Consider the following 12,997-nt stretch of genomic DNA (forward strand, 5'->3'; position numbering starts at 1 on the left):
GAGCCATGACGATGAACTTCCGATCCGTTGCTCTCTTGATCTCGCTCGCGACCGCGGTCGCCGTGCCTGGCACTGCCGCGGCGCAGCCAGCGGCGCCGCAGCAGGCTGCTGGCAGCGCCGATGCGGCGAAGCGCGCCGAAGCGCTGGTCCAGAAGGCCGGCCGCCTCTACTCGGATGGAAAGTACCAAGAGGCGGAAGCGTTGCTGCTGCCGGCGTGGGAGCTGAACCCGACGTTCGACGTGGCGTACAACCTGGGTAACACCGAGTACCAGCTGAAGAAGTACCGAGAAGCGGCGCAGTACCTGTCGTTCGCGCTGAGACACTGGCCGCTGCTGAAAGGGGTGGCGAAGCTGAAGCCGAACGCCGAGAAGTGGCTGGCGGAGTCGCGGGCGCAGGTGGGCGCGGTGGGGGTGACGGTGAGCATGGCGGGAGCGGAAGTGCTGGTGGACGGCAAGGTCACGGGCAGAGCGCCGCTGGAGGGAGAGGTGTTCGTGGAGCCGGGGGAGCACCGGGTCGAGGCGCGGCTTTCGGGGTACGAGACGGCGAGCCAGACGGTGCGCGTGGGCAAGGGAGGTACGGCGAAGGTGGAGCTGGCGATGACGCTGGCGAAGAGTGAGGCGAACGAGGCGACGCCGGTCGCGAACGTTGCGGAGGGCGCGAGCGCGCCGGGCGCGGGAGCCGGCGGTGGGCCTGCGGCAGAGCTGGCGCCTGGAGCGCCCGTGGAGCCGGCGTCGCCGCCGCAGCCAAGGAGCTGGGTGCCGGTGATCGCGCTGGGGGCGGCGAGCGTGGTTGGGCTTGGGGTGGGGATCGGGATGACGGTCGCGTCTCGCAACGCGCGGAGCGATGCCGATGCACAACGCGCTGCAATCTTGTCGAGGGGGCCCGGGTGCGTGAATGCACCGAGTGACGTCGCCAGCGCATGCGACGCTTTCAAGGACACGGCGGGTAGCGCCGAGGCGTTCGGCACAGGCGCGCTCGTGGCCTATGTCGCGTCCGGTGCGCTGGCCGCCGGAGCAGTAACGTACGCGCTCTGGCCTCGATCGGCCACGACGGGCAGCTCGGTCGGAATTCGACCCATCGTCTCGCTGGCGACGAGCGAGACGATGGTCGGTGTCGTTGGTGTGTGGTGAGCGGCAGCGGGAAGGAAAGGACGCGAACGTGAGAGGACATAACGGCTTCACGGCTGGCGCCATCTGCGCGGTGCTCGTAGCGGTCGGGTGCGATGCGCTATCGATCGACCTGACCGACGACCATGAGTACACGCTGGAGAACCCGCATCACGACTGGCGCCAGGGAGAGGGAGGCGGTCTGCCGAACCCCGCGTGTGACGGGGACCCGACGCAGGACGCGAGCGCCGTGAGCGACGAGTGCGCGGTGTTCGCGAGCGCGAGCGCGGAGTCGGGGGGCGACGGGACGAAGGCGAATCCGTACGCGTCGCTCAGCGATGCTGTAGCGAATGCGAAGGGCAAGCGGGTGCTTGCGTGCGCGAGCGGAGCGTTCGAGGAGAGCGTGACGATCGAGGCGGGCGTCGAGGTGATCGGGGGCTTCGACTGCGACGCGGGGTGGACGTGGAGCGAGCAGGCGCGGAGCACGATCGAGGGGCGTGCGGGGGCGGCGGCGCTGACGCTGACGGAGACCGCGAGCGGGGCGAAGGTGCGGAGCTTCGCGATCCGTGCGGCGGACGCGAAGGACGCGACCGCCGAGGCGCACGCGACGGAGGCGGGAAGGTCGTCGATCGGCGTGGTGGTGGCGGACATCGAGGCGGAGCTCGTGCAGGTCGACGTAACGGCGAGGGACGGGCTCGACGGGGCGAACGGAGCCACGCCGACGGAGGCGCCGCAGATCGGCGCGAGCGCGCCGGCGATGAACGCGTCGGCGGCGTGCTCGCTACCTGGCGCGGTGCATGGCGGTGACCCCGGCGAGACGACCTGCGAAGACGGCCTGACACGCGGCGGAGCCGGCGGGCCAGGCGGGATCACGGGTACCGATGACGGCAAGGGGCAGAGCGGGACGGATGGCGTGCCGCCGCCGGAGCCAAACCTGGAGCAGGATGGTCTCGGCGGCGCAGGGCAGAGCGGTGGCAATTGCCGACCGGGACAGCCCGGCGCGCCTGGAACTGCCGGCGACCCTGGCGACGGGGGCAGCGACACGCAGCTGACGCTGGCCGGCATCGCGGGGGGCGACGGAGGTAACGGCGAAACCGGGAAGAAAGGTCAAGGGGGAGGAGGCGGAGGCGGAGCGAAGGCAGGGCTGTTCTGCGAAGCCATTCCGAACCCGATCGACGGTCCCGGCGCGAGCGGCGGAGGTGGCGGAGCCGGCGGCTGCGGGGGCAAGGGAGGCGGCGGCGGAAAGGCCGGCGGGTCGAGCATCGGGATCGTGAGCCTGGGGACGAAGCTTGTGCTGACGGAAGTGACGGTCGAGGTGGGCACGGCGGGGAAGGGCGGGGATGGCGTCGGCGGAAGAGGCGGTGCCGCTGGAGGCAGCGGTGCAGCTGGGGGGGCTGCTTCGTCGCTCGGTGGATCCATCGGCTGCGATGGTGGAAGAGGCGGTCAAGGCGGAATGGGCGGTCCCGGTGCGGGCGGCCGAGGCGGTCACGCGGTGGGCATCGCCTACGCCACTGCGCCAGGTGGAGCCGTCGAGCTGGCGAGCTTCATGCCCGGCACTGCCGGCGACGGCGGCACCACGGCGCCGGACGGGAATGCTGGCAATGCGGGTGAGAGCGGAGAATGTTGGGACTTCACCACCAATGCGAGCTGCGGGCAGTGAGAGACGCGGTGTCGCCGCGTGGCAATTCTGAAGAGCTCAACGGAAGGCGCTTGGTCGAGTAACGAGGGCTGCGCCTCGTGAGCTGCTGAGCTGAAGGAGAGAACAAGAAATGGGTGGACGCACCCCGCGCCGGGGTGGTAGGGAGTGGTTTGTCGCGGAAACGCGGCACGGTGGGCTGCCCGGCGCTGACAACCTCGCCACCTCCGAGTGGAATGCCCAAGGCGCGGGCGGGCGGACCGTCGATCTGCTGAATCCTTCTGCGTCGGGCCGCGAGCGCGGATGTTATCCGACGGTCGCTGAAGGCAGCCCAGCAGCAGATCGCTTTTGCGCGGCGGGAAGCCCGCGAGCCGTGGCCATGGCCGGGTGGACGCGTCGCAGCGTAGCATCGAGAGCCGTGGGCGCTCCGGGAACCCCTCCCGTCCCGCGCGTAGTGCGGGACTTGGGAGGGGCGGACCGCGCGCAGGCCCGCAGGGCCGAGCACGGGCCGGGGGTGGGCATCGTTGTAGTGGTCTCTCTCCTTTGCTGCACGCCAGCGCGAGCTGCCTGGTGTGCGGAGCTGGGTCCGTCGTCCGTCATGCCGCCGCGGAAGCACCAAGAGGCGGAAGCGTTGCTGCTGCCGGCGTGGGAGCTGAACCCGACGTTCGACGTGGCGTACAACCTGGGTAACACCGAGTACCAGCTGAAGAAGTACCGAGAAGCGGCGCAGTACCTGTCGTTCGCGCTGAGACACTGGCCGCTGCTGAAAGGGGTGGCGAAGCTGAAGCCGAACGCCGAGAAGTGGCTGGCGGAGTCGCGGGCGCAGGTGGGCGCGGTGGGGGTGACGGTGAGCATGGCGGGAGCGGAAGTGCTGGTGGACGGCAAGGTCACGGGCAGAGCGCCGCTGGAGGGAGAGGTGTTCGTGGAGCCGGGGGAGCACCGGGTCGAGGCGCGGCTTTCGGGGTACGAGACGGCGAGCCAGACGGTGCGCGTGGGCAAGGGAGGTACGGCGAAGGTGGAGCTGGCGATGACGCTGGCGAAGAGTGAGGCGAACGAGGCGACGCCGGTCGCGAACGTTGCGGAGGGCGCGAGCGCGCCGGGCGCGGGAGCCGGTGCGCCCGTGGAGAAGAAGACGCCTGCTGTGCCGGAACAACAGGAACAGCGGCCGCAAGAGAGGACGTGGTGGCCGGTGATCGCGCTGGGGGCGGCGAGCGCGGTGGGGCTCGGCCTGGGGGTGGGGATGACGGTTGCATCGAACAGCGCGAACTCGGAGGCGCGCGCTCAACAGCACAAGATCTTCACCGCAGGTGGCGGATGCGTGGCGTCACCGTCGTTCGCTGGACAATGCGCTGAGCTTCATGATGCAGGTGAGCGCGCTGGTCGTCTGGGAGACATCGCGCTGGCGAGCTACATAGCGTCGGGCGTGCTCGCCACGGCCGCGTTGACGTACGCCTTGTGGCCAGGGAGAGGCGGGGAGAAGGCGACCGCACTGCTCGTGCTTCCGGCGCCGCGCGTGGATGGCGTCGGCGTTGTGATGGTGAGCGCATGGTGAGCCGAGCAGGAGAGCGACCGATGAGAACAATTAGGGAAGTCCTGTTGGGGTCAACTGTCGCTGTTGCGTTGATCTCCAGCGGTTGCGATGGGCTTTGGTATCACATCGAGGACGACTGCGAGCTGATGCTCACGTGCGAGGAGTACCGGGGCAGGGGCAGCGAGGTCGTGCCTTCCGGATGCGTGCCGAGCGAGATCGAGGGCGCCGTGGATGACTCGTGCGGCGTGTTCGTGGCTTCGACAGGCAAGGACAGCAATGCAGGTACCCGTGCCGAGCCGGTCGCGACGCTCGCCGAAGCGGTCCGTCGGGCTGCCGACAAGCGGATAGGGGCCTACGCGTGCGCCGAAACGTTCGAGGAGGCGGTCGAGCTGCCAGCAGGCGTCAGGCTCTTCGGTGGCCTCGACTGCGCGAATGGGTGGAGCTGGATCGGCGAGGAGAAGAAGACGACCGTGGCGCCGGTCGATGAAGCGCTCGCACTGAAAATGATGCGGGGCGAGGGCTCTGTAAGGATCGAGGACGTGTCGGTGCGCGCGGCGAATGCTCGGACGTCGGGAGCGTCGTCGATCGCGGTGCTGGTGGATGGCGCGGAGGCGGAACTGGTGCGGTGCGAGCTGGTCGCCGGGGACGGAGCGGTCGGCGCGGAGGGAGAGGATGCGCCGAGCGAGGTGCCGGCGCAGGCGTCACCTGGGAACGCCGGAACGGATGCGTGCAGCGACCTGGACACATCAGGAGCACCCGATGAGGCGCTACTGGGAGGAGCGCAGGTAGAAAACGCGTGCGGCGGTGATGCGCTCTCCATCGGCGGCGAAGGTGGCGCTGGCAGGGTGAACAACGGTGGCAGTGGACAGATCGGAGAGCCCGGCGCGCTCGGAGCAGCTGGCTCTGGAGAGCCCGCCGCAGGCGACTGGAGCTGCGCCGCCGCTGGCACCGGCCAGGGCGGCGATAACGGCGCCGCCGGGCAAGCTGGGCCGGCCGCGAGCGGACTCGGCACGCTGAGCTCGTCGGGTTATGCCGGCGTGAGCGGCGAAGCCGGTAAAGCGGGTCAGCCTGGACAAGGCGGCGGCGGAGGTGGCGGCGCGAAGGGCGGCGCGGCGATCTGCCTGGGCGGCGTGCGGGGCGCCGGAGCGAGCGGAGGCAGCGGTGGAGCCGGCGGTTGCGGCGGGCTCCCGGGGCAAGGCGGTGGAGCCGGCGGAGCGAGCATCGCGCTGGCGAGCGTGGCGGGGAAGGTGACGCTGAAGGACTGCGTGCTGAAGGCGGGGAACGGAGGCAGGGGAGGCGCGGGCGGCGACATGCAGCCGGGCGGGCTCGGTGGCCTCGGCGGCGTCGGAGGCACGGGGATGGGCGGCTCCAAAGCTGCGTGCGCTGGCGGTCAGGGAGGCCAGGGAGGCAACGGCGGCCCCGGAGGAGGAGGTCTCGGCGGGCCGTCGTTGGCGATCGCGTACCGGGGGGAGGCGGTGAGGCAGGAAGGGCAAACGATGCTGATGCCCGGCACAGCGGGCGCGGGGGGCCCCGGCGGAAGCAGCAACGTTGAGGAGAACGCAGGCGCCGAAGGTGTAAGTGCAGCGGAGCAGAAGTTTCCGTGAGCGAGCGGTGAGGTAGCGGGCGGCCTCGTCGAGAGCGCCGCTCGCACGGCTGCGGAACGAGGGGGAGAGGAGGTGCTGGTGGTCACGCGAGGAGCGATCGCAGGGGAGAGGTGCATCCCGAGGTGTGGGCGAGGTGTCGAGCGGGCGCCGGAGGAAGTTCGTTTCCAGCGAGAATCGCGGAAGGTGAAAGCTGCCGTCGGATTTTGTGATAAATTGAAATAGTTGAGCGCAAACTGGCGAAAGGCACTGATTTTTGGAAGAAACAGCTTGGCGAGCTCTTCCGACATCGGCAGAATCAGTGCTGCCCGATCCGAAAGAGCAGCCATGCCGATGCGCCGAAAGCCCCGCGGAGACGACGCCCCTCCCTCTGGTAGGCGTCCCTGCCTGAGCGGGCTGGGAGAGTGGGAGCGGAAGTGGGTACGGAAGATGGGTCTCGAGGACATCCCGTGGGATCCGGAGCGATGCTGCGAGCACTGCATCGCGGAGCGAGCGGCTCGCGGCGAGGCGGTGGAGGAGGTTGCGCCGCCGTCGGGAGCCGACCGAAGCTGCTGCTGGGACTTGGCTGGGCGAAGACCCCGCCCGGGGCGGGCGGTCCAAAGGGGCGGAGCAAGGGCGGCGGCAAGCTGACGCTGCTGAAGCTCGTGCGCTCGTCTCGCATCGAGCGAGAGGATTCCTGAGCGAAAGACACCGTCACAAGGGGTCGGTTCGAGCGACCCGACGTTGACGAGCCAGGAGCGCTGACCGCGGACGGCAGCCGCGCTGGGCGCAGGGCTACGGATTAGAATTCGGCGCACCGCGGGCGCGGTGCGCCCTGACTCGGCTCGTCGCTGCGACGAGCGTGCGAGGTGGATGATGGTGTGCCCAACGCTCGCCATCGAGGCAGGAGCGGAAGCCCCTGTGTCGACGCGTCGTACGAGCAACGAGGAGAGCTTTGGTACATTGCCTTGCTTGGGGCTGTTCTTCGTCGCTGGTGAGGTCGGCGGAGAGGGCGTCTCTCGTACGGCCATCGAGATGGTGCATGCAGCTGTCGAGGTAGACAGCGTGGGCAACGCTTGTGTTGGTGCAATGGTTGCGCCGCAATGCCGTGACGAAGTACGGCTCATGATGAGCCCGCGTCGAACGAACCATCGTCGCCTGAGGGACGATGGTCCGGAGCAGCGGCGGAGCAGCGTGCCCGCGAGCTTCGCCGGTGTGCTGCTCGCGCCGGGGGCGGCGTACATGGCTTACATCGGCGACATGCGCGTTTGCCGATTTCGTTGCGGGAAACTGGAGGAGCGAACGTATGAGCACGCCACGTCCGACGATGGCGCGTCGGATGGAATCATCTCGCCGGATGCCCTCGCCATATTGAGCCAACACGCGCATGCCGCGATACGTGCGCTCGGCTGTGAGGCGGCGGCGGAAATGAAGGCCCTGGTCGAGCGCACCGAACCGGGCGACATCTTCCTCGTGTGCTCGGGCGGCCTCTGGGGTGCTGTGCCCGAGGCTCGCATCGCCGGCATCCTTGCCGCGCATCATGAGCTGCGCCTCGCGGCGAGCCTGATGATGGACTGCGCTCATGAGCACGGCGAGCCCGAGAGCGTGATGTGCATTCTGGCGCGCGTCGGCGACAGCTGAGCGGTGGAACTCACGAGGAGGAACGGTACGCCAGCACGGGAGGGCGGCGGGGCTGTGGAGGGGCGGGCGGCGCGCAGGCGCGAAGCGCCGAGCGGCGATGCTCGTGCAGCCGCAGCGAGGGACGCGCGCGTATGTGCTGGTGCCGCTGTTGGCGCTGGTGATGACGGTCGTGGGCGCGGGAGCGGCGCTGGGGATCCGGAGCGATGAGCGGCGCCGCGCCGGAGGAGGCGCAGGGAGAGCCGGCGGCCTCCGCGGCGCCGGCCGGGAGCGCATCGACGAGCGCGGCGCCGGCGGCGAGCGTCGCCGCGCCGGCGTCGGCTGCGGTCCCCGCGGCACCCGCGGCGGAGGCGACGGCGAGCGCGGCGGCGGTGAGCACGGCCGAGGGGGCCGCGAAGGCCGGAACGCCTGCGAAGGCCGAAGCGGTTGCGGAAGCGGAGGCACCTGCTGCGAAAGAGCAACCGCCGGCGAGCCATCTCGAACCCCATCGATGGTCCCGGCGCGAGCGGCGGCGGTAGCGCTGGCGGCTGCGGGGGCAACGGAGGCGGCGGCGGAAAGGCCAGCGGATCGAGCATCGGGATCGTCAGCCTGGGGACGAAGCTTGTGCTGACGGAGGTGACGATCGAGGTGGGCACGGCGGGCAAGGGCGGAGATGGCGCCGGCGGAAGAGGCGGTGCAGTTGGGGGCAGCGGCAGTGCCGGTGGGAATCCTTCGACGCTAGGTGGCTCGACCGGTTGCCGTGGCGGCGATGGCGGTCAGGGCGGAACTGGCGGGCCCGGCGGCGGCGATCGAGGCGGCGACGCGGTGGGCATCGCCTACGCCGCTGCGCCGAGCGCAACAGTTCTGCTGAAGAGCTTCATGGCGGGCACTGCCGGCGACGGCGGCAGAACGGCGCCCGGCGGGAGCGCCGGCGAAGTGGGTGAGAGCGGAGAATGCTGGGACTTCACCGCCAATGCGAGCTGCGGGCAATGAGAAGCATGGCGCTGTTGTGTGGTAATTTCGAACGGTTCGACGGAATGTGGTGGGCCGGCGAATGAGGGCTGCGGTTGGTGAGCCGCTGAGCTGAAGAAGACACCAAGAAATGAGTGGACGCACCCTGCGCAGGGGTGGTACGGACTGCTTAGTCGCGGAAACGCGGCACGGTGGGCTGCTCGGCGCTTACAACTTCTCCACCGCAGCGTGGAATGCCCAGGGCGCGGGCGGACGGACCGAAGATCTGCTGAACCCTTCTGCGTCGGGCCGCGAGAGCGGATGTTATCCGACGGTCGCTGAAGGCAGCCCGGCAGCAGATCGCTTTCGTATTCTGCGAGAGCCATCGGCCATGGCTGCGGCCGGGCGGATGCGCCGCAGCGCTGACGCGAGGGTCGCCGTCGCTCCGGGAACTCCTCCCGGCGCGGGGCGTGGGAGGGGCGGACCGCGCGCGCGCAGGACGCCGGCGGAAGCAGCAACGTTGCGGAGAGCGCAGGCGCCGAAGCCATAAGGGCAGCCGAGCAGGAGTTTCGGTGAGCGAGCGATGAGATAGCGGGCGGCGTCGTCGGAGCACCGCCCGCGCCGCGGTGGAGGGGGGCAGGGAGAGGTTGGTGGTGAGCGCATGACGAGCGATCGGAGGGAAGGTGCATTCCGAGGTGTGGCGAGGTATCGCGAAGGATCCGCGGGAACTACGCTCCCGGAGAACCGCGGAAAGTGATCGCTACCGTACGATTTGGTGACAAATCGACATGGTTGAACGTAAACCATCGAAAGAGCATCGATTTCTGGAAGAAACCCCTTGGCGGGCTCTTCCGATCTCGGCAGAATCGGCGCTGCCGAAGGAGTCGCCATGTCGATGCGCCGGAAGTCCAGCCGAGACGACCTGCCTCCCTCCCGTAGGCGCCCGAGCCTGAGCGGGCTGGGGGAGTGGGAGCGGAGGTGGGTGCGGAAGATGGGTCTCGACGACATCCCGTGGGATCCGGAGCAATGCTGCGAGCACTGCCTCGCGGAGCGAGCGGCTCGCGGAGAGGCGGTGGAGGAGGTTGCTCCGCCATCGGAGAGCCGACCGAAGCTGCTGCTGAGCGTTGGCTGGGCGAAGACCCATCCCGGGACGGGTGGTCCGAAGGGGCGGAGCAAGCGCCGAGGCCAGCTGAGGCTCGTGCGCTCACCGCGTGTCGAGCGCAAGGACGCTTGAGGCTTGAACCGAGGCAGGCGCGGCGGGCCCTGCGTCGAAGCGTCGTACGAGCCACAGGGAGAGCTTTGATGCGCGGCCTTGCCTGGGGCTGTTCCTGGTCGTCGGTGGATTCGGGGATGGGTTGTCTCCCGTGCTGTTGTTACGGTGGCGTGTCGGAGGGCATCGTCTCGCCTGATGCGCTCGCCATGTTGACGCAGTACGCAAGCGCGGCGACACGCGCGCTCGGCTGTGACGCGGCGGTTGAAATGAGCACGCATGTCGAGCGCACCGAGCCAGGCGACATCTTCCGCGTTTGCTCGGGCAGCCTCTGGGATTCGGTGGCCAATTGCCGCATCACCGACATCCTTGCAGCGCATATGAGCTGCGTCTCACGGCGAGCCTGCTGCTCGACTGTGCTCATGAGAGCGGCGAGCCCGAGCACGGACGTGCCTCTTGGCGCGCAGGGCGGACGTGCAGCCAGCCTCGGCGAAGGAAGGCATCGGCCTCGGCCCCGCCCGCGGCGTCGGCCTCGCGCCGGCTCACGCCAGCCCCCCCACGCCGGCGCTCGCCTCGGCTCACCTCGGCGCGGCGCCCCCACGCCGGCGCTCGCCTCGGCTCCGCTCGCGCGGCGCCGGCCCGAACGCCAGGCCAGCAGCGCCGTCACGTGCAGGACGCGCACCACGGCCTACCTTCGGACGCCCCGCTCCTGCTACCCTGCCGGGCCGTGGCGATTACGACCGATTTCCTCGTCATCGGCAGCGGTGTGGCTGGGCTTACATTTGCGCTCGAGGCGGCCGAGCACGGCGAGGTGATCGTCGTCACCAAGCGCTCGCGCGACGAGTCCAACACGAAATACGCTCAGGGAGGCATCGCCGCGGTCTTCGCGCCGGACGACTCCGCCGAGGCGCACATCGCCGACACCCTCGAGGCGGGCGCGGGCCTCTGCCACGACGTGGTCGTCGAGATCTGCGCGCGCGAAGGCCCCGAGCGGGTGCGCGAGCTCATCGCGCGGGGCGCCCAGTTCGACCACGAGAACGGTCAGGTGCGCCTCGGGCGCGAGGGCGGGCACTCCGCGCGGCGGATCGTGCACGCCGCCGACGCCACCGGCCAGGAGATCGAGCGCGCGCTCCTCGAGCAGGCCCGGCAGAACCCGAACATCCGCTTCGCCGAGCACCACACGGCGATCGACCTGATCCCGCTCTCCCGCTTCGGCGGGCCGGACGTCTGCGCCGGCGCCTACGTGCTCGACGAGACCGACGCCGCCCTCAACCCGGCGCCGCGGCCGCGCGACTCGGAGCGGCCCGCGCCCCGCCACCGCCCCGCCTCGAAGCCGCACGTCGTCGAGACCTACCTCGCGCGGGCGACCGTGCTCGCCACCGGCGGCGCGGGCAAGGTCTACCTCTACACGACGAACCCCGACGTCGCGACGGGCGACGGCGTCGCCATGGCCTACCGCGCCGGCGCCGAGATCGCGAACATGGAGTTCTACCAGTTCCATCCGACGTGCCTGTTCCACCCGGAAGCGAAGAGCTTCCTCGTCAGCGAGGCGCTGCGCGGCGAGGGCGCCATCCTCCGCCTGCCGGACGGCACGGCCTTCATGGCGAGCCACGACCCGCGCAAGGACCTCGCGCCGCGCGACATCGTGGCGCGCGCGATCGACTTCGAGATGAAGCGGACCGGCTCGGACTACGTGCTGCTCGACATCACCCACCGGCCGGCCAGCTTCGTCCGCGAGCACTTCCCCACCATCTACGCGCAGTGCCTCCGCTACGGCATCGACATCACCGCGCAGCCGATCCCCGTCGTGCCGGCCGCCCACTACATGTGCGGCGGCGTCACCACCGACCTCTACGGCAGGACCACGATCCCCGGCCTCTGGGCGATCGGCGAGTGCACGTGCACCGGCCTCCACGGCGCGAACCGGCTCGCCTCGAACTCGCTGCTCGAGGGGCTCGTCTTCGGCCACCGCGCGGCCGCGCGCCTCTCCACGCAGATCGACGAGCTCCGGCAGAGCCCGTTCCCGTCGGTCCCCGAGTGGCAGGCCGGCAACGCGGTCGCGAGCGACGAGGAGGTCGTCGTCGCCCACAACTGGGACGAGCTGCGCCGGACCATGTGGAACTACGTCGGCATCGTCCGGTCCGACGCCCGCCTCCGCCGCGCCGCCCGGCGGATCGCCCTGCTCCAGGAGGAGATCCGCGAGTACTACTGGAAGCACCTCGTCACGCGGGATCTGCTCGAGCTGCGCAACATCGCCACCGTGGCGGAGCTGATCGTCGGCTGCGCCGCCGCCCGGCACGAGAGCCGGGGGCTGCACTCGACCATCGACTACCCGGAGACGAACGATCGCCTCTCCACGGACACGGTCGTGAAGCGGGGTGTGCTGCCTCATCTGCGAGGTCGATGAGCGATCCGCGCAGCGCCGCCCAGCCTCCGCCCAGCGGCGGAGCGGAGGGCCCGCTCGTCCATCGCGGCCGCGGGGAGCGACCGATGTCGGTCCTCGCGGCGGCCGGTTGGACGGCGGCCGTCACCTTCGTCTTCGTGTGCCTGCTCGGCGCGCTCGCCCTGCTCCGGCCGGCGCCGGGCGGCGCGGCCGGCTCGCCCCCGCCGGCGCCGAGGCTCGACGTGGTCGGCAGCTTCGCGTGCCAGGCCGCCGCGTACCTGCTCGGGCTCCTCGGCGTGCGCCGCGTCCACGCGCCGCGCGCGACGGCCCGCGAGCTCCTCGGGGTGCGCGGGACGCACGCGGCGTTCTACCCGCTCGCGGTCGCGCTCGGCTTCGCGCTCGAGCCGCCCATCACCGCCCTCTACGAGGCGATCGAGCGGCGCTTCCCGTCGGGGATCAGCGACGCCCGGCTCGTCCAGACGTTCGTGGAGGCGAGCGCGCTCGATCGGATCGCGTTCGGCCTCATCTTCATCGCGCTCGGCCCCGCCCTGGAGGAGGCCTTCTTCCGCGGGGCGCTCGCCCGCCCGATGCGCCTCGCGCACGGCGCCCCGGTCGTGGTCGCGACCACGGCCGCGCTCTTCGGGGCGGCCCACGGCGAGTGGCAGAAGCTCTTGCCGATCGCGCTCTTCGGTGTGGCCCTCGGCGTCGTCCGGGTCGCGAGCGGCTCGCTGCTGCCGCCCATCCTGATGCACGGGACCTACAACGCGATCCAGTGCTTCGCGCTCCTCTCCGCCGGGGGCGCGGGCCCCGTCGACGAGGTGCCCGCCGCTGCCGGCGCGGCGCTGCCGGAGACCGCGTCGATCCCGGGGTGGCTCGTGGCGGCGAGCTCCGCCAGTGCGCTTGTGTTGACCGCGCTCGCCTGCGCCCTCGGCAACCGCGCCGAGGGGGCGGCCCGCGCGAGGGAAGAGGACCTCCGATGATGC

General features: G+C 70.5%; 8 protein-coding genes. All 8 read left to right on the forward strand.

What is annotated here, in order from left to right; translation table 11 throughout:
• Positions 1-5: 5 nt before the first annotated feature.
• The 8 genes from WME98_RS28380 (at position 6) to WME98_RS28415 (ending at position 12,994) form a co-directional block, all read left to right on the forward strand.
• Positions 6-1,130, forward strand: a complete 1,125-nt coding sequence (locus WME98_RS28380; RefSeq protein WP_437944878.1) for a PEGA domain-containing protein — start codon at positions 6-8, stop codon at positions 1,128-1,130.
• Positions 1,131-1,158: 28 nt separating this feature from the next.
• A complete protein-coding gene (locus tag WME98_RS28385; RefSeq protein ID WP_437944879.1) occupies positions 1,159-2,766 on the forward strand; it encodes a hypothetical protein in 1,608 nt (535 codons plus the stop codon).
• 607 nt (positions 2,767-3,373) lie between these two features.
• Complete coding sequence (locus tag WME98_RS28390) at positions 3,374-4,294, forward strand: PEGA domain-containing protein (RefSeq protein ID WP_437944880.1); 921 nt, start codon at positions 3,374-3,376, stop codon at positions 4,292-4,294.
• A 68-nt stretch (positions 4,295-4,362) separates the two neighbouring features.
• Complete coding sequence (locus WME98_RS28395) at positions 4,363-5,877, forward strand: PGRS family protein (RefSeq protein ID WP_437944881.1); 1,515 nt, start codon at positions 4,363-4,365, stop codon at positions 5,875-5,877.
• A gap of 948 nt (positions 5,878-6,825) precedes the next feature.
• Complete coding sequence (locus tag WME98_RS28400; protein WP_437944882.1) at positions 6,826-7,494, forward strand: PP2C family protein-serine/threonine phosphatase; 669 nt, start codon at positions 6,826-6,828, stop codon at positions 7,492-7,494.
• An 801-nt stretch (positions 7,495-8,295) separates the two neighbouring features.
• Positions 8,296-8,463: a hypothetical protein gene (locus tag WME98_RS28405; protein ID WP_437944883.1), complete on the forward strand. Its 168-nt coding sequence runs from the start codon at positions 8,296-8,298 to the stop codon at positions 8,461-8,463.
• A gap of 1,895 nt (positions 8,464-10,358) precedes the next feature.
• Positions 10,359-12,038 carry an L-aspartate oxidase gene (locus WME98_RS28410; protein WP_437335946.1) on the forward strand — a complete coding sequence of 560 codons (1,680 nt, stop codon included), beginning with the start codon at positions 10,359-10,361 and terminating at the stop codon, positions 12,036-12,038.
• Positions 12,039-12,121: 83 nt separating this feature from the next.
• Positions 12,122-12,994, forward strand: a complete 873-nt coding sequence (locus WME98_RS28415) for a CPBP family intramembrane glutamic endopeptidase (protein ID WP_437944884.1) — start codon at positions 12,122-12,124, stop codon at positions 12,992-12,994.
• The last annotated feature ends 3 nt before the right edge of the window (positions 12,995-12,997 follow it).

The organism is Sorangium sp. So ce296 (assembly GCF_051529605.1).
Lineage (GTDB): Bacteria > Myxococcota_A > Polyangia > Polyangiales > Polyangiaceae > Sorangium > Sorangium cellulosum_D.

Coding starts and splice junctions, on each gene's coding strand:
- WME98_RS28380 (WP_437944878.1), top strand. CDS start 6: ATGACGATGAACTTCCGATCCGTTGCTCTCTTGATCTCGCTCGCGACC.
- WME98_RS28415 (WP_437944884.1), top strand. CDS start 12,122: ATGTCGGTCCTCGCGGCGGCCGGTTGGACGGCGGCCGTCACCTTCGTC.